Source organism: Nocardia ignorata NBRC 108230, from assembly GCF_001612905.1.
Lineage (GTDB): Bacteria > Actinomycetota > Actinomycetes > Mycobacteriales > Mycobacteriaceae > Nocardia > Nocardia ignorata.
The window spans coordinates 1-17,494 of sequence record NZ_BDBI01000013.1 but is presented as its reverse complement, the minus strand read 5'-3'; the positions used below and the strand labels follow the sequence as shown (position 1 = coordinate 17,494).

General features: G+C 66.7%; 18 protein-coding genes. All 18 read left to right on the top strand.

The genetic code is table 11. The features are described from left to right. The first annotated feature begins 222 nt into the window (after positions 1–222). The 18 genes from rho (at position 223) to murA (ending at position 17,494) form a co-directional block, all read left to right on the top strand. Positions 223–2,334, top strand: a complete 2,112-nt coding sequence (gene rho, locus NI2_RS13210; protein ID WP_067490468.1) for a transcription termination factor Rho — start codon at positions 223–225, stop codon at positions 2,332–2,334. 208 nt (positions 2,335–2,542) lie between these two features. Further along, the gene (gene rpmE / locus NI2_RS13205) at positions 2,543–2,776 is read left to right on the top strand and encodes a 50S ribosomal protein L31 (RefSeq protein ID WP_067490466.1); all 234 of its coding nucleotides are present in this window, start codon (positions 2,543–2,545) and stop codon (positions 2,774–2,776) included. Positions 2,777–2,870: 94 nt separating this feature from the next. Beyond that, the gene (gene prfA, locus NI2_RS13200; protein ID WP_067490463.1) at positions 2,871–3,941 is read left to right on the top strand and encodes a peptide chain release factor 1; all 1,071 of its coding nucleotides are present in this window, start codon (positions 2,871–2,873) and stop codon (positions 3,939–3,941) included. Between the two features lie 137 nt (positions 3,942–4,078). Continuing rightward, the gene (gene prmC, locus NI2_RS13195; RefSeq protein ID WP_243749869.1) at positions 4,079–4,978 is read left to right on the top strand and encodes a peptide chain release factor N(5)-glutamine methyltransferase; all 900 of its coding nucleotides are present in this window, start codon (positions 4,079–4,081) and stop codon (positions 4,976–4,978) included. 169 nt (positions 4,979–5,147) lie between these two features. Continuing rightward, complete coding sequence (locus NI2_RS13190; RefSeq protein WP_067490462.1) at positions 5,148–5,813, top strand: L-threonylcarbamoyladenylate synthase; 666 nt, start codon at positions 5,148–5,150, stop codon at positions 5,811–5,813. Between the two features lie 13 nt (positions 5,814–5,826). Further along, the gene (locus NI2_RS13185) at positions 5,827–6,957 is read left to right on the top strand and encodes an MraY family glycosyltransferase (protein WP_067490458.1); all 1,131 of its coding nucleotides are present in this window, start codon (positions 5,827–5,829) and stop codon (positions 6,955–6,957) included. A gap of 28 nt (positions 6,958–6,985) precedes the next feature. After that, complete coding sequence (locus NI2_RS13180) at positions 6,986–7,444, top strand: Cg1360 family ATP-synthase-associated protein (RefSeq protein WP_067490655.1); 459 nt, start codon at positions 6,986–6,988, stop codon at positions 7,442–7,444. Positions 7,445–7,750: 306 nt separating this feature from the next. Further along, entirely contained in the window at positions 7,751–8,584 is an 834-nt protein-coding gene (atpB, locus tag NI2_RS13175; RefSeq protein ID WP_225282119.1) for a F0F1 ATP synthase subunit A, read from the top strand. A gap of 82 nt (positions 8,585–8,666) precedes the next feature. Further along, a complete protein-coding gene (locus tag NI2_RS13170) occupies positions 8,667–8,915 on the top strand; it encodes an ATP synthase F0 subunit C (protein WP_067490449.1) in 249 nt (82 codons plus the stop codon). A gap of 5 nt (positions 8,916–8,920) precedes the next feature. Further along, complete coding sequence (locus NI2_RS13165) at positions 8,921–9,478, top strand: F0F1 ATP synthase subunit B (RefSeq protein ID WP_067490448.1); 558 nt, start codon at positions 8,921–8,923, stop codon at positions 9,476–9,478. A gap of 19 nt (positions 9,479–9,497) precedes the next feature. Next, entirely contained in the window at positions 9,498–10,310 is an 813-nt protein-coding gene (locus NI2_RS13160) for a F0F1 ATP synthase subunit delta (RefSeq protein ID WP_067490446.1), read from the top strand. 69 nt (positions 10,311–10,379) lie between these two features. Further along, positions 10,380–12,020: a F0F1 ATP synthase subunit alpha gene (gene atpA, locus NI2_RS13155; protein WP_067490443.1), complete on the top strand. Its 1,641-nt coding sequence runs from the start codon at positions 10,380–10,382 to the stop codon at positions 12,018–12,020. Positions 12,021–12,079: 59 nt separating this feature from the next. After that, positions 12,080–13,048: a F0F1 ATP synthase subunit gamma gene (locus NI2_RS13150; protein WP_067490441.1), complete on the top strand. Its 969-nt coding sequence runs from the start codon at positions 12,080–12,082 to the stop codon at positions 13,046–13,048. Positions 13,049–13,072: 24 nt separating this feature from the next. Further along, positions 13,073–14,521: a F0F1 ATP synthase subunit beta gene (atpD, locus tag NI2_RS13145; RefSeq protein ID WP_067490436.1), complete on the top strand. Its 1,449-nt coding sequence runs from the start codon at positions 13,073–13,075 to the stop codon at positions 14,519–14,521. Positions 14,522–14,551: 30 nt separating this feature from the next. Beyond that, positions 14,552–14,920: a F0F1 ATP synthase subunit epsilon gene (locus NI2_RS13140; RefSeq protein WP_370465737.1), complete on the top strand. Its 369-nt coding sequence runs from the start codon at positions 14,552–14,554 to the stop codon at positions 14,918–14,920. 176 nt (positions 14,921–15,096) lie between these two features. Then, positions 15,097–15,519, top strand: coding sequence for a DUF2550 domain-containing protein (locus tag NI2_RS13135; RefSeq protein ID WP_067490432.1), 423 nt, complete (start codon positions 15,097–15,099; stop codon positions 15,517–15,519). A 1-nt stretch (position 15,520) separates the two neighbouring features. After that, entirely contained in the window at positions 15,521–16,117 is a 597-nt protein-coding gene (locus tag NI2_RS13130; RefSeq protein WP_067490429.1) for a cob(I)yrinic acid a,c-diamide adenosyltransferase, read from the top strand. Between the two features lie 96 nt (positions 16,118–16,213). Then, positions 16,214–17,494: a UDP-N-acetylglucosamine 1-carboxyvinyltransferase gene (murA, locus tag NI2_RS13125; RefSeq protein WP_067490426.1), complete on the top strand. Its 1,281-nt coding sequence runs from the start codon at positions 16,214–16,216 to the stop codon at positions 17,492–17,494.

The following is a 17,494-nucleotide window of genomic DNA, read 5'->3' as shown; positions in this document are numbered from 1 at the left end:
TGGGGTGGTCCGTACATCGTGCGCATCAGACGCCGGTGCTTCATCAGGGCAATCGCTCCCCTTACCACTTTCTTCTGGTGGCGAAGCCTCCGGTCCGGCGGGGCGGGTAGTACGGCACACGCGTCCTGTGGGACGCATAATCCGAGCTCGGCATATGTTGCCGGGTCTGCGGAACGAACCCTCGACTCAGCACACGGCATTCGAGGGAAGGAAAGGATTTCCGTGACAGAAACGGACCTGCTCGCGACACCCGGGGTGGATACCGACCCGACGAATTCGGGCGGCCGCGAAAGTGAATCCGGACAGATTTCGAAAATGAGCGAACACACCGACGTCGCACGATCGGGGCTGACTGGAATGCTGTTGCCGCAGTTGCGTGCGCTCGCTGGGGAACTCGGTATCCGAGGCACCTCCGGTATGCGCAAGGGCGATCTCATCGCCGCAATCAAAGAAAACCAGGCCGGAGCGCCTGCCAAGGGTGCCAAGCCTGCCGAAGCCGCCGCCGTGACGGCCGACGCGCCTGCCGCCGCCGAGGCCCCCGCCAAGCGGGAGCGCCCGGCGAAGGCCGAGAAGCCCGCCGCCGAATCCAAGGCGGCAGAGGCGAAGACGGCCGAGGTGAAGCCGGTCGAGACGAAGGCCGCCGAGACCAAGCAGGCCGAGACCGAGACCGCCGCGACCAAGCCGGTCGAGGCCAAGACCGAAGCCCCCGCCGAGGCGGGCGAGGAGTCCGGTCGCGAGAGCGGTCAGCGTGGCCGTGGCCGGCAGCGTCGCGGTCGTGACCAGGCCCGTTCCGGTGGCGGCGAGAACGCCCCCGCCGAGAATCGCACCGAGACTCGCACCGAGGAGCCCAAGCAGGCCGAGGGTGGCGAGCAGGGCGAGCGTCGTCGCGAGCGCAACGACCGCAATTCCGGCGGTGAGCGCAATGCCGGTGGCGAGCGCAATGCCGGTGGCGAGCGTAATCAGAACGACCGCAACCAGAACGAGCGCGGCGAGCGCAACCAGAACCAGAACGGCAACGCGGGCGGCAATCGTGGCCCGCGCGACGACCGTGATCGTGGGGGCGACGACGAGGAAGGCGGCCGCGGTCGCCGGGGCCGTCGCTTCCGTGAGCGTCGCCGTGGGCGTGACCGCGACGGTGGCACGGGTTCCGGTGGCGGCGAGGCCCGCGACTTCGAGATCCGCGAGGACGACGTCCTGCAGCCCGTCGCGGGCATCCTCGACGTGCTCGACAACTACGCCTTCGTGCGGACCTCCGGCTACCTGGCCGGACCCAACGACGTGTACGTGTCGATGAACCTGGTCCGCAAGAACGGTCTGCGCCGCGGTGACGCCATCACCGGTGCGGTCCGCGCGCCGCGCGACGGCGAGCAGAGCAACCAGCGCCAGAAGTTCGACCCGCTGGTGCGCCTGGACACCGTCAACGGTGGCGAGGTTGAGGCGGCCAAGCGTCGTCCCGACTTCCAGAAGCTCACCCCGCTGTACCCGAATCAGCGACTGCGCCTCGAGACCACGCCCAACAAGCTGAGCACCCGCGTGATCGACCTGATCATGCCGATCGGCAAGGGCCAGCGCGCGCTGATCGTCTCCCCGCCCAAGGCCGGTAAGACGACCGTGGTGCAGGACATCGCCAACGCGATCGCGACCAACAACCCAGAGTGCTACCTCATGGTCGTGCTGGTCGACGAGCGTCCCGAAGAGGTCACCGACATGCAGCGTTCGGTGAAGGGTGAGGTCATCGCCTCCACCTTCGACCGTCCGCCGGCCGACCACACCTCGGTCGCCGAGCTCGCCATCGAGCGGGCCAAGCGACTGGTGGAGATGGGCAAAGACGTTGTGGTGCTGCTCGACTCGATCACCCGATTGGGCCGCGCGTACAACAACTCCTCGCCCGCCTCGGGTCGCATCCTCTCCGGTGGTGTCGACTCGACCGCGCTGTACCCGCCCAAGCGGTTCCTCGGCGCGGCGCGCAACATCGAGAACGGCGGCTCGCTCACGATCATCGCCACGGCGCTGGTCGAGACCGGTTCCACCGGCGACACGGTGATCTTCGAGGAGTTCAAGGGCACGGGTAACGCCGAGCTCAAGCTCGACCGCAAGATCGCCGAGCGCCGCGTGTTCCCGGCGGTCGACGTGAACCTGTCGAGTACCCGCAAGGACGAACTGCTGATGTCCCCGGACGAGGCCGCGGTGCTGCACAAGCTGCGCCGGGTGCTCTCGGGCCTGGATTCGCATCAGGCGATCGACCTGCTCATCGACCGGTTGAAGAAGTCGAAGAACAACCTCGAGTTCCTGATGTCGGTCTCCAAGACCGCACCGGGCGCACTCGACGAGTGACAGAACGAAAGGGCTCCGCTTCGGCGGGGCCCTTTCGGTTTGCCGGGAACATCCGGGGGGTAGGGGGTGTTATCGGTAGTGCGGCCGGGTCTGGCATACTGGACCGCTGTGTGTCTGCGAGTTCGCAGACATCCCGCCTAGTCGGTTCCGGTTCACGTACTCCACTCCATGGGGCTACGACCCGGCGACCATTATCGAGAGGACGCCCATGAAGGCAGGAATCCACCCCACGTATGTCGACACCACCGTCGTGTGTGGTTGCGGCAACACCTTCCAGACTCGCTCCACCAAGGAGTCCGGCCAGATCACGGTCGAGGTCTGCTCGCAGTGCCACCCGTTCTACACGGGCAAGCAGAAGATCCTCGACACCGGCGGCCGCGTGGCTCGCTTCGAGGCTCGCTACGGCAAGCGCGCAGGCAAGAAGGCCGACGCCGAAAGCTAGTTGCCTCCCCCGACGCCCGGTTCTGCATTCGCAGGCCGGGCGTCGGTGGTTTCTCTACCCGAGCCGTCGCCCCGCATACCGAAGGAATCCTCCCGTGACGCAACCGTCCGCCATCGACGACATCCTGGCCGAGTACCAGGGCCTGGAGACGCAGCTGGCCGATCCGTCGCTGCACAACGACGCGGGCGCGGCACGCCGGGTGGGTAAGCGGTTCGCCGAGCTGGCGCCGGTGATGAGTACCTACCGCAAGCTCGAAGCGGTGCGTGACGACCTCGAGGCCGCCCGTGAGCTGGCCGCCGACGACGCCACCTTCGCCGCCGAGGTGCCGGGGCTGGAAGCCCAGCTGGCCGAACTCGAGCAGGCCCTCGCCGATCTGCTCGCCCCGCGCGACCCGCACGACGGCGACGACGTGGTGCTCGAGGTGAAGTCCGGCGAGGGTGGCGAGGAGTCGGCGCTGTTCGCCGCCGACCTGGCGCGCATGTACATCCGCTACGCCGAACGGCACGGCTGGAAGGTGGAGACGCTCGACGTCACCTACTCCGACCTGGGCGGATACAAGGACGCGACGCTGTCGATCAAGAGCAAGGACGCGGCACGCGACGGTGTGTGGTCGCGCTTCAAGTTCGAGGGCGGCGTGCACCGCGTGCAGCGCGTGCCGGTGACCGAGTCGCAGGGCCGCATCCACACCTCGGCCGCGGGCGTGCTGATCTACCCGGAGCCCGACGAGGTCGAGCAGGTGCAGATCGACGAGACCGACCTGCGCATCGACGTGTACCGCTCCTCCGGCAAGGGCGGTCAGGGCGTGAACACCACCGACTCCGCCGTCCGCATCACCCACCTGCCCTCGGGCATCGTGGTGACCTGCCAGAACGAACGCTCCCAGCTGCAGAACAAGGCCCGTGCCATGCAGGTCCTCGCCGCCCGGTTGCAGGCGCTGGCCGAGGAGCAGGCCGAGCAGGAGGCGGCGGCCGGTCGCGCCAGCCAGATCCGCACCGTCGACCGCTCCGAGCGCATCCGCACCTACAACTTCCCCGAGAACCGGATCGCCGATCACCGCATCGGGTTCAAGGCGCACAACCTCGACGCCGTCCTCGACGGTGACATGGACGCGCTGCTCGACGCGCTCGGCAAAGCCGACCGCGAAGCCCGGATGGCTGCCGAGTAAGGCATGGACCGCCACGGGCCGGTCGGTGCGATCACGCCGGACGCCGGAGTACGAATGAACGACTCGCGCTCGGCGTGCGGAGCAGTAGTTCGGACACTGTGGGCCGTTCGCGTCCGCAGCCGATTGCGGAGGTTGCTGTGAACGTGTCCGAGACCGCGGCTGAGCGAGTCCCGTTGCGTCCCTTGATCGTTGCCGCAGCCGGTCGTTTGGCCGAGGCGGGCGTCGGCTCGCCGATGTTCGACGCCGAGATGCTCGCCGCCCATGCGCTCGGTGTGGATCGCATGCGGTTGGCGCTGATCCCGATGATCGACGCCGAGACCGCGGCGCGCATCGATCATTCGGTCGAGCAGCGTGCGGCGCGAATCCCGTTGCAGCACTTGACCGGAACCGCGCCGCTCGGTGCCGTCGATCTCGCTGTCGGACCCGGCGTGTTCGTGCCGCGCCCGGAAACCGAGTTGCTGCTCGCCTGGGCGCTGGGCTTCCTCGAGACCCAACCGCTCGCGCACGCGCCGATCGTCGTCGATCTGTGCACCGGCTCCGGCGCGCTGGCGCTGGCCATCGCGCACGCCCGCCCGGACGCCGACGTGCACGCGGTCGAACTCGATCCCGACGCGCTGCGCTGGGCTCGCCGTAACGCCGACTCGCGCATCGCCGCAGGCGACACCCCGATCACCCTGTATTCCGGTGACGTCACCGGCCCGTTCGTGGTCGAACACCTCACCGCCCGCGCCGACCTGGTCGTCGCCAACCCGCCCTACATCCCCGAGGACGCGGTCCTCGACCCCGAGGTCGCCGACCACGACCCCCATCGCGCCCTCTTCGGCGGCCCGGACGGTCTCGACATCATCCGGGGCATGGTCCCCACGATCGCCCGCCTCTTGCGCCCCGGCGGCGCCACCGCCATCGAACACGACGACACCAACGGCGGGGGAGTAGCGGCGCTGCTGTCATCCGCCGACCTCACCGACGTCGCCGAACACACCGACCTGTCCGAAAAGCCGCGCTTCGTCACTGCCCACCGGCCCTCGAACGGCTGAACCGCCGGAGACGCGAGCGCGGCGATTCCGTCGCCGCTCCACCGGGCAATCATGTGGCTAACCGCCTGATGTGCGCCCAAAAGTCCCTCGGGTCAGGCCCCTCGCACCGGGGGCTACACTCTTGCCCGCAGCTAAAGACCGGGAAAGTACGCGGAGGAGGCGGACAGCTTTGAGTACTGTCTACGACTGTGCCGATGAGGCGTCTCGAGACGCGGGGATCACCGCGGCCACCAGTGCGCTGAAGTCGGGTCGCCTCGTCGTGATGCCCACCGACACCCTCTACGGCATCGCCGCCGACGCGTTCGATTCGTCCGCCGTCGCCGACCTGCTCGCCGCCAAGCGGCGCGGTCGCGATATGCCGGTCCCGGTGCTCGTCGGCTCGTGGCACACCATCGACGGACTCGTGTTCTCCGTGCGCCCGCAGGCCCGTGACCTGATCCGTGCGTTCTGGCCCGGTGCGCTGAGTCTCGTTGTGCAGGCCGCACCTTCGCTGGCGTGGGATCTCGGTGACACGCGCGGCACGGTGATGCTGCGGATGCCGCTGCACCCGGTGGCGCTGGAACTGCTGCGCGCGGTCGGCCCGCTCGCGGTGTCGAGCGCCAATGTGTCGGGTCAGCCGCCCGCCACCACCGTCGAACAGGCTCGGGAACAACTCGGTTCGCTGGCGAGTGTGTACCTCGACGGCGGCCCGGCCGAGCACGCCGTCGCCTCCACGATCGTCGACCTCACCGCGGATCAGCCGCGGGTGTTGCGGGAGGGTGCGGTGCCGGTGGCCGATATCGCCGAGGTGCTCGGGATGGCGCCCCAGGCCCTGACCAGCTCCACCAACCGGTGATCGCCCGCCTGCGATGAGCTCAGTCGTTCCCCTGCGTGAGCTCCTGCTCGTGCTGCTCGTCTCGGCGACGGTGACCTTCCTGGCCACCGGCGGTGTCCGGGTGCTCGCCATCGGTTTCGGCGCCGTGGCGATTCCGCGTGAACGCGATGTGCACGTCAAACCGATTCCGCGGATGGGCGGCGTCGGTATGTATGTCGGCGTCGTGGCCGCGATCTTGTTCGCACATCAATTGCCCGCGCTGCGCCGTGGCTTCGATTACGCGCCCGATATTCCCGCGGTGCTCGTCGCCGCGACGATCATCGTGCTCGTCGGCATAGTCGACGACCGCTGGGGACTGGACGCGCTGACCAAATTCGCCGGACAGGTCACCGCGGCGGGTGTGATGGCCGTGATGGGCCTGAGCTGGTACGTGATCTACGACCCGTTCAACGACACCACCGTGGTGCTCGACGCGCTGCAGGGCGGCCTGGTGACGGTCGGCATCACCGTCACGCTCGTCAACGCGATGAACTTCGTCGACGGATTGGACGGCCTGGCCGCCGGCCTCGGTTTGATCTGCGCGGTGGCTGTTTTCGCGTTCTCCGTGGGTTTGCTCTACGACCAGGGCGGCTCGGTCGACACCTATCCGCCCGCTTTGCTGGCCGCCGCGCTGGCCGGTGCGTGCCTCGGATTTCTGCCGCACAATTTCTCCCCGGCCCGAATCTTCATGGGCGATACCGGGTCGATGATGATCGGTTTGATGCTGGCAGCTGTTTCCACCGGTGCCTCGGGCCGAATTCCGCTGCAGGGCTATGGCCCGCGCGACATTGTGGGTTTGCTCTCGCCGCTGTTGCTGGTTGGCGCGGTGATGTTCATTCCGGTGCTCGATCTGATGCTGGCGATCGTGCGCCGTGTGCGCGCGGGCGTGAGTTTTTCCACACCGGACAAAATGCATCTGCATCACCGATTGCTGCAGATCGGGCATTCCCAGCGCCGCGTGGTGTTGCTCATCTATTTGTGGGTCGGCGTGCTCGCCTTCGGCGCGGTGGGAACTTCGCTGATGGACCGGCGGCTCGTGGTGTTGCTGGTGGCGGGCGGATTGGTGTTCGCGCTGGTGGTGACGGTGATCCCCTCGATGCGCCGCACGGAGTCGGCCCAGCATTGACTTCGGCCCGCAAGGTAAAGTGCGGGCCGTGAGCTTTACACCCGAAACCGTGCCAGGCCCCGACGCCCCGCTGCGTGCCGCGCTGCGCTACGGCCTGATCGGCCTCGGCGTGCTCGTGGTCGCCTCGGTGGTGATCGCTTCCCTCCTCGCCGGGATGCCCGGTCTGTGGGGTGCGTTGCTCGGCGCCGCGATCGGTGGCGGATTCATCCTCACCACCGTGGTGTCGGTGCTGCTGGGTGCCAAGCTGCCGCCCACGATGGCGGGCATGGTCATGCTGGTCAGCTGGGTCGCCAAGTTGCTGGTGGTGCTGATCGTCGTCGGTGTGCTCAACCAGTTCGACTTCTACAGCAGGCCCGCGCTGTTCTTCACCGTGGTAGGAGCCCTGCTGATCGTGCTCGGTGCCGAAACCTATGGCGTTGTGCGACACAAGGTCCCGTACGTCACGACACGCGCGGGAGACAGCGAAACGGCTTCCGAGCAGGAATAATCCCACCCAGCTACGCACTGTCGTAGATAGCTTGGTAAAGTGTTGGTAAGCAAGCACCCAAGCTAGGGGCGCGGTCCGGGGATTCGGGCTATGCCTCGGGTTACCAAGGGGGGATCACCGAGATCCCACCCGGGGCCGCTATGCTTACTGCCGATCCGGGTGGAATGTGCCCGGTTGAAGCATGTCGACGATGTCGCCGACGCCCGTACAGAAGCTAATACGGTTTCGCCGTAACAGCGACTGTCGAATTTCGAGCCGACCATAGTCGACCCCCATTGATCGTCAATGTCCGATCGAACCGCGGGAATGACAGTCGTACCCGCGGCCCGAACACGGGAGAGAACGCTGAGCGTCATCACTTTGGCGGCGGGCGAGTTCCACGCGCCATCGCTGTCCGACTTCTTCCCTCCAGCGGTGCTGTTCGAGGGTACGCCGTTCGAACTCGATCGCCTGATGCTGGTCCGGCTGTTGATGACCGCCGTTCTGGTGGCCGTCTTCGTGCTGGCTTTCCGCTCGCCGAAGATCGTGCCGCGCGGCCTGCAGAATGTGATGGAAGCCGGTGTGGTTTTCGTCAAGGAGCAGATCGCCGACGAGGTACTCGGCAAAGAATCCGGCAAGAAGTTCCTCCCGCTGCTCGCGACGATCTTCTTCACGGTTCTCTTTCTGAACTTCTCCGGTGTGATTCCCGGGTTGAACATCTCGTCGAACGCGCGCATCGGCATGCCGCTGGTCCTCGCCGCGATCGTCTACATCGTCTACAACTACGTGGGCATCAGGAAGTACGGGTTCTTCTCCTACATCCGCCACAGCATCGTCGTCCCCGACGTGCCGATCGCGCTGCACGTGCTGCTGATTCCGATCGAGTTCATCTCGACCTTCATCCTGCGCCCGTTCACGCTGACCGTCCGTCTCATGGCCAACATGCTGGCCGGCCACATCATGCTGGTGCTGTTCTTCAGCGCCACCTGGTTCTTCCTGTTCGACGCGACCGCGTGGATGAAGGTCTTCTCGCCCTTCTCGCTGCTGGCTGCCATCGGCTTCACTCTGTTCGAGCTGCTGGTCATCTTCCTGCAGGCCTACGTCTTCGCGCTGCTGGCCGCCGTGTACATCGGGCAGTCGCAGCACGCCGCCGACCACTAGACCCGACCGAACCACCTACATACCGCCAAACCTGCTGCACACGCCGACCGGCGGGTGAGCAACAGAAAGGGAAAGAAGACTCATGAGCCTCGCTTACCTGGCCCAGGAAGCCGCGAACACCGAAAGCTCCTTCAAGGGCTTCGGAGCCATCGGCTACGGCCTCGCTGCGATCGGCCCCGGCATCGGCGTCGGCATCGTCGTCGGTAAGGCCATCGAGGGCATCGCGCGTCAGCCCGAGCTGTCCGGCCAGATCCGCACCACCATGTTCCTCGGTATCGCGTTCACCGAAGCCCTGGCGCTGATCGGCCTCGTCGCCGGCTTCATCTTCTGATTCCGATGCGCGAAATCATGATGCTCGCCGCCGAAGGGGGAGAGGATGTGAATCCTCTCGTCCCCGCAACGTACGACATCGTCTGGTCGATCGTCTGTGTCATCGTCATCGGTCTGTTGTTCTGGAAGTACGTGATCCCACGTGTGACCAAGACCCTCGAAGAGCGCACCGACAAGATCGAAGGCGGTATCGCCAGGGCCGAAGCAGCCCAGGCGGAGGCACAGCAGACGCTGCAGCAGTACCAGCAGCAGCTTGCCGACGCCCGGCTCGAGGCCGCACGTATCCGTGAGGATGCGCGCACTCAGGGGCAGCAGATCCTCGCGCAGATGCGCCAGGACGCCCAGGCCGAAAGCGACCGCATCGTCGCCGCCGGTCACTCCCAGCTGGAAGCCCAGCGCCAGCAGATCCTGACGGAGCTGCGTTCCGAGGTCGGCCGTACGGCCGTCGAACTGGCCGAGAAGATCATCGGTCAGTCGGTTTCGGACGAAGCCAAGCAGGCGGCGTCGATCGACAAGTTCCTCAAGGAGCTCGACGACACCGACGCCATCGGGGTCGGAAGGTAGCGACGCGAAAGTGAGAAGCATGTACGCAGCGAGCCGCGAGGCCAGTGCCCGGTCTCGCGAGGCGCTTCGGGCCGCGTTGACCGGAAGCGAAACTGTTGCGGCCACAACGGGGTCGGAACTGTTCGCCGTTGTCGCCGTGCTGGACGACCAGCGTTCGCTGCGTGTGGCGCTCGCGGACGCCTCGGTGCCGGGTTCGGCGCGCGCTGAACTCAGCGAGCGGATCTTCGGCGGCAAGGTCAGCGCTGCCACGCAGGCAGTGCTGACCACCGCCGTGGCGCAGAACTGGTCCCGCACCCGCGACCTGGTCGACACCCTGGAGCTGCTCGGGCAGGAGGCTCTGCTCGAGTCCGCCGCCGACGGCGGCCGGCTCGACGCGGTGGAAGACGAGCTGTTCCGGCTCGGCCGGATCATCGCCGACAACCCGCAGCTGGAGCAGGCGCTGTCCGATCACGGCAAGCCCGCCTCGGCGCGGCGTGAGCTGATCGAGCGGCTGCTCAACGGTAAGGCCGAGCCGGTCACCGTCGCGCTGGCCGAGCAGGCCGTCGTCCGGCTGCGGACCAACAACATCGGCGTCGCCTTCGACGCCCTGTCCGATCTGGCGGCGGCCCGTCGTGACCAGATCGTCGCCCATGTGCACGCCGCGGTCACGCTGACCGATCAGCAGAAGGAGAAGCTGGCGGCTTCCCTGCAGCGGATCTACGGCAAGGCGGTCACCGTGCACGTGCAGGTCGACCCGACGCTGCTGAGCGGCGTCGTCGTGCGCGTCGGAGACGACGTCATCGACGGCAGCGCCACCGGCCGACTGGAGAAGCTGCGTCGCGCGATGTCCTGACCAGGACGCCACCTTCGCGGTTCTTCTTCAACCCCCGACATTCGAGACCACAGCGAGAGCAGGAACAACATGGCGGAGCTGACGATCTCCTCCGACGAGATCCGTAGCGCGATCGAGAGCTACACCCAGAGCTACACCCCGGAAACCTCCATCGAAGAAGTCGGCCTCGTGACCGACACCGGCGACGGCATCGCGCACGTCAGCGGTCTGCCGTCGGCGATGGCCAACGAGCTGCTCGAGTTCCCGGGCGGCGTCCTCGGCGTCGCGCTGAACCTCGAGGACACCGAGATCGGTGCCGTCATCCTCGGCGAGTACGCCTCGCTCGAGGAGGGCCAGCAGGTCCGCCGCACCGGCGACGTGCTGTCGGTTCCCGTCGGTGACAAGTTCCTCGGTCGCGTCGTCAACCCCCTCGGCCAGGCCATCGACGGCCTGGGCGAGATCGAAGCCGACGACCGCCGCGTGCTCGAGCTGCAGGCCGCGACCGTGCTGGAGCGCCAGCCGGTCGAGGAGCCGCTGGCCACCGGTATCACCGCGATCGACGCGCTGACCGCCATCGGCCGCGGCCAGCGTCAGCTGATCATCGGCGACCGTAAGACCGGTAAGACCGCCGTCGCCGTCGACGCGATCCTGAACCAGAAGGCGAACTGGGAGTCGGGCGACCCGAGCAAGCAGGTCCGCTGCATCTACGTCGCGATCGGCCAGAAGGGCTCCACCATCGCGGGCGTCAAGACCGCGCTCGAGGAGCACGGCGCGATGGAGTACACCACCATCGTCGCCGCCCCCGCGTCGGACTCCGCCGGCTTCAAGTGGCTGGCCCCCTACACCGGTTCGGCCATCGGCCAGCACTGGATGTACCAGGGCAAGCACGTCCTCATCGTGTTCGACGACCTGACCAAGCAGGCCGAGGCCTACCGCGCCATCTCGCTGCTGCTGCGTCGTCCGCCGGGCCGCGAGGCGTACCCCGGTGACGTGTTCTACCTGCACTCCCGTCTGCTGGAGCGTTGCGCGAAGCTGTCCGACGAGATGGGTGGCGGCTCGATGACCGGTCTGCCGATCATCGAGACCAAGGCCAACGACGTCTCGGCGTTCATCCCGACCAACGTCATCTCCATCACCGACGGCCAGGTCTTCCTCGAGTCCGACCTGTTCAACAAGGGTGTCCGCCCGGCGATCAACGTCGGTACCTCGGTCTCCCGTGTCGGTGGCGCCGCCCAGACCAAGGCCATGAAGAAGGTCGCCGGTTCGCTGCGTCTGGAAATGGCCCAGTACCGCGAGCTGGAGGCGTTCTCCGCCTTCGCCTCCGACCTGGACGCCGCTTCGCTGGCCCAGCTCGAGCGTGGTGCCCGCTGGGTTGAGCTGCTCAAGCAGAACCAGTACTCCCCGGTCGCCGTCGAGGATCAGGTCGTCTCGATCTACCTGGTCGACGCCGGCTACTACGACTCGGTTCCGGTCGCCGACGTGCGCCGCTTCACCGCCGAGCTGCTCGAGCACCTGCACAGCGCGACCCAGTCGTCCTTCGACGCGCTCGAGGGTGGCCGCAAGCCGCTCGACGGCGAGGCCGCCGAGGCGATCAAGTCCGAGACCGACAAGTTCAAGCAGGGCTTCCTTGCTTCGGACGGCAGCCGCGTCGTGAACGAGGCCGCCGCGGGCGACCTGGACCACGAAGAGGTCGAGTCGCTGTCGGTCACCCGCAAGCACGTCGACAAGTAAGCCGGGTCAGCACTGATGTCGGCAACTATCGATACGGCGAATGAAGGGAGTGAATCGTAGTGGCAAGTTTGCGCGAATTGCGCTCCCGCATTCGTGGTGTGAATTCGATCAAGAAGATCACCAAGGCTCAGGAACTCATCGCGACCTCGCGAATTTCCAAGGCCCAGGCCAGGGTCGCGGCCGCCAAGCCGTACGCCGAGGAGATCACGAAGGTTCTCGGTGAGCTGGCCAGCGCCTCGAAGAACCTGTCGCACCCGCTGCTGACCGAGCGTCCCAACGCCCGGCGGGCCGCTGTCCTGGTGATCACCAGCGACAGCGGTATGTGTGGTGGCTACAACTCCAACGTGCTCAAGCGCGCCGAGGAGCTCATGACCACCCTGCGTGGCGAGGGCAAGGAACCCGTGCTGTACGTGATGGGCAACAAGGGCCTCACGTACTACAAGTTCCGCAACCGCCCGTTCCAGGCGTCGTGGACCGGTTTCTCGCAGCAGCCGAAGTACACCGATGCGTCGGCCGCCTGCCAGCACCTGGTCGAGGCCTTCATGGCCGGCTCCGACGGTGAGGTTCCGGCGCTGAGCGGCGGGACCATGGCGGGTGTCGACGAGCTGCACATCGTGTACACCAAGTTCGTCTCGATGCTGACCCAGACCCCGGAGGTGCGCCGCCTGGCGCCGATCCAGGTCAGCTTCGTCGACGAGAACTACGAGCTCGGCGACGACATCATGTCGGACTCGCCGAACGTGGTTGTCTCGGCGCAGTACGAGTTCGAGCCGGACGCCGACGTGCTGCTGGGTGCTCTGCTGCCCAAGTACGTCAACACGCGAATCTACGCATCGTTGCTCGAGGCAGCGGCATCCGAGTCCGCGGCTCGGCGCACCGCAATGAAGGCGGCGACCGACAACGCCAACGAGCTGGCCAGTGTGCTCCAGCGCGAGGCGAACTCGGTGCGTCAGGCCCAGATCACGCAGGAAATCAGCGAAATCGTCGGCGGCGTGAACGCGCTGGCGTCGAGCTCGGACCGCGACTAGAAGCGCAGGAAGAGAACCAATCTAATGACCGCAGCTGTCACTCAGGACAACGCGAAGAAGGCGGGCGAAACCGCCGGCCGCGTCGTCCGTGTCATCGGCCCCGTCGTGGACGTCGAGTTCCCGCGTGGCGCCATTCCCGAGCTGTTCAACGCTCTGAACACCGACATCAAGCTCGCGTCGGTGGCCAAGACCCTGACCCTCGAGGTCGCCCAGCACCTCGGCGACAACATCGTGCGCACCATCTCGATGCAGCCGACCGACGGCCTGGTCCGTGGCGCGAGCGTCACCGACTCGGGCAAGCCGATCTCGGTGCCCGTCGGCGACATCGTCAAGGGCCACGTGTTCAACGCCCTCGGCGACTGCCTCGACTCGCCCGGCCTCGGCCGCGACGGCGAGCAGTGGGGCATCCACCGCAAGCCCCCGAGCTTCGATCAGCTCGAAGGTAAGACCGAGATGCTCGAGACCGGTGTGAAGGTCATCGACCTGCTCACCCCGTACGTCAAGGGCGGCAAGATCGGTCTGTTCGGTGGTGCCGGTGTCGGCAAGACCGTTCTGATCCAGGAGATGATCACCCGTATCGCTCGCGAGTTCTCCGGCACCTCGGTGTTCGCGGGCGTCGGTGAGCGTACCCGTGAGGGCACCGACCTCCACCTGGAAATGGAAGAGATGGGCGTCCTCCAGGACACCGCCCTCGTCTTCGGCCAGATGGACGAGCCGCCGGGCACGCGTATGCGCGTGGCCCTGTCCGCGCTGACCATGGCGGAGTACTTCCGCGATGTCCAGCACCAGGACGTGCTGCTCTTCATCGACAACATCTTCCGTTTCACCCAGGCCGGTTCCGAGGTCTCGACCCTGCTGGGTCGTATGCCTTCGGCCGTGGGTTACCAGCCGACGCTGGCGGACGAGATGGGTGAGCTCCAGGAGCGCATCACCTCGACCCGTGGTCGCTCGATCACCTCGCTGCAGGCGATCTACGTCCCCGCCGACGACTACACCGACCCGGCGCCGGCGACCACCTTCGCCCACCTGGATGCGACGACCGAGCTTTCGCGCCCGATCTCGCAGAAGGGCATCTACCCGGCCGTCGACCCGCTGACCTCGACCTCTCGTATCCTCGAGGCTTCGATCGTCGGCGAGCGCCACTTCCGGGTCGCCAACGAGGTCAAGCGGATCCTGCAGAAGTACAAGGAGCTGCAGGACATCATCGCCATCCTCGGTATGGACGAGCTCTCCGAAGAGGACAAGGTCCTCGTCGGCCGCGCCCGTCGTCTGGAGAAGTTCCTTGGCCAGAACTTCATCGTGGCCGAGAAGTTCACCGGTCAGCCGGGTTCGGTCGTGCCGCTGGAGCAGACCATCGACGACTTCGACCGGGTCTGCAAGGGCGAGTTCGACCACTTCCCGGAGCAGGCGTTCAACTCCTGCGGTGGACTCGACGACGTCGAGGCCGCTGCGAAGAAGATCGCCGGAAAGTAGTCCACGATGGCAGAGTCCACTTCCAGGACGATGACGGTCGATCTCGTGGCTGTCGAACGTAAGCTCTGGTCCGGCCAGGCTTCGTTCGTCAGCGCGCAGACCACCGAGGGACAGATCGGCATCATGGCGGGCCATGAGCCGCTGCTCGGTCAGCTCGTCGAGGGCGGCACGGTGACCATCGTGCCGACCGAGGGCGAGCGGATCGTCGCCGCGGTGCACGGCGGCTTCTTCTCGGTGACCGCCGATACCGTTCGCGTGCTGGCCGAGTCGGCCGATCTCGCGGGCGAGGTCGATGTCGACGCGGCACGCAAGGTGCTCGCCGACGCGGATGCCGACGAGGCGCAGCTGCGCGCGGCGCAGGGTCAGGTCCGGGCCGTCGAGGCGACCACGGCGTCCTGATCGCTTCACAACACGAACACTGCCGGCGGTGAACTCCCAGAGTTCACCGCCGGCAGTGTTATATCCGGGGGATGACGGATCCGGGCGGAACCGTTTCGGGCGGCCGTGATTGAATATGACAGGGGTGTCCACGGCACCCGAGTGGAGCGAAAGGGCGTACGGCATTGCAAACCGGGATGGTTCTCCTGATCATTCTGGTGCTGACGCTCGTGTTCATCGCAGGCGCTTCCACCTATCGGCTGGTCATGCTGCGTCGCGGTGGGACGGCCGCGCTGCTGCGGGTACTGCCCGCGCGCGGCGGCCAGGGCTGGCGGCACGGCCTCATCCGCTACGACGAGGACCGGCTCGTCTTCTTCAAACTCACCAGCCTCAAGTTCGGCCCGGACAGCACGATTCACCGTCAGGGCCTCGAAATCGTCGAACGCAGGCATCCCCAGGGCGACGAGTTCGACATCATGACCGACGACATCGTCGTGGTAGCCGTCACCGACCCGCACGCCAGTTTCGAATTGGCACTCGACCGCGGATCGATGGCGGCTTTTCTGTCGTGGATGGAGTCGCGGCCGTCGGACCGTGCCAAGCGAAAGGGCCCGATCTGAGATGCCGGACGACTCCCAGCCACGATCTTCGGTCCACCTCACCCGGATCTACACCCGAACCGGTGACGACGGAACAACGGGCCTGAGCGATTTCTCTCGGGTCGCCAAGACGGACGCGCGCCTGGTGGCCTACGCCGATTGCGACGAGGCCAATGCGGCGCTCGGTGTCGCGGTTGCCCTCGGTACGCCGGCGCCCGAGATCCTGTCGGTGCTGCGCCAGATCCAGAACGACCTCTTCGACGCGGGCGCGGATCTGTCGACCCCGATCGTGGCCGACCCGAAGTACCCGCCGCTGCGCATCACCCAGCCCTATATCGACCGGCTCGAGGCGTGGTGCGACGAGTTCAACGCGTCTCTCGCGCCACTGAATTCGTTCATCCTGCCCGGCGGCACGCCGTTGGCCGCGCTGTTGCACACCGCACGTACGGTTGCCCGCCGCGCCGAACGATCGGCCTGGGCCGCGGTCGCCGCGTACCCCGACGACACGAGCGTGTTGCCCGCGAAATACCTCAATCGCCTGTCGGACCTGCTGTTCATCCTCAGCCGCTACACCAATCCCGAGGGTGACGTGCTGTGGCAACCGGGCGGCGGACGCTAGCGCGAAAGCGGCTCGGCGGTCACGAGTTCCGGCCCGATCGAGCCGGTTTGGTGACAGGGGGGCGTGTCGTGGCGCATCGGTCGATAAGCTGGCGGGGTGAGCGAACGGTTTCTGGTCTCCGGCGGTAATCAGCTCGTCGGCGAGGTCGCGGTCGGCGGCGCGAAGAACAGCGTGCTGAAGCTGATGGCCGCGTCGTTGCTGGCCGAAGGCACAACCACCATCACCAACTGCCCCGACATCCTCGATGTCCCGCTGATGGCGGAGGTGCTGCGCGGCCTCGGCTGTGATGTGACGATCTCCGACGACGAGAGCGGTGACCGATCGGTCGTGACGATCGTGACCCCGGCGGAGCCCAAGTACCACGCGGACTTCCCGGCGGTCACGCAGTTCCGCGCCTCGGTGTGTGTGCTCGGTCCGTTGATGGCTCGTTGTAAGCGCGCGGTCGTTGCCCTGCCCGGTGGTGACGCGATCGGTTCGCGTCCGCTCGATATGCATCAGGCGGGTCTGCGTCTGCTGGGCGCGACCAGCGAGATCGAGCACGGATGCGTGGTCGCCAAGGCCGAGGAGTTGCAGGGCGCGCGGATCCGGCTCGACTTCCCGTCGGTGGGCGCCACTGAGAACATTCTGATGGCGGCGGTGCTCGCCGAGGGCGAGACGGTCATCGACAACGCCGCACGCGAGCCCGACATCGTCGACCTGTGCACCATGCTCACACAGATGGGTGCGCGGATCGACGGTGCCGGTTCCTCGGTGCTCACCGTGCAGGGCGTCAAGAGCCTCCGTCCCACCACGCACCGGGTGATCGGTGACCGCATCGTCGCCGCCACCTGGGGGATCGCGGCCGCGATGACCACCGGTGATGTGCGCGTCACCGGGGTGAACCCGAAGCACCTGGCCCTGGTGCTGGACAAGCTGCGTTCCGCCGGTGCGCGAATCTCCTACGAGCCCAACGGTTTCCGTGTGGTGCAGCCGGAACGTCCGCGTGCGGTGAACTTCGCGACGCTCCCGTTCCCGGGTTTCCCCACCGATCTGCAGCCGATGGCCATCGGCCTGGCCGCCATCGCCGACGGCACATCGATGATCACCGAGAACGTCTTCGAGGCTCGTTTCCGTTTCGTGGAGGAGATGATCCGCCTCGGCGCCGACGCCCGCACCGACGGTCACCACGCCGTGGTCCGCGGCATCCCGCGCCTGTCCAGCGCCCCGGTGTGGTCTTCCGACATCCGTGCCGGCGCCGGCCTGGTGCTGGCCGGTCTGGTCGCCGACGGCGTCACCGAAGTGCACGACGTGTTCCACATCGACCGCGGCTACCCCAAGTTCGTCGAGCAGATGCAAGCCCTCGGTGGACAGGTCGAGCGCGTCGGTACGCCGAAATAG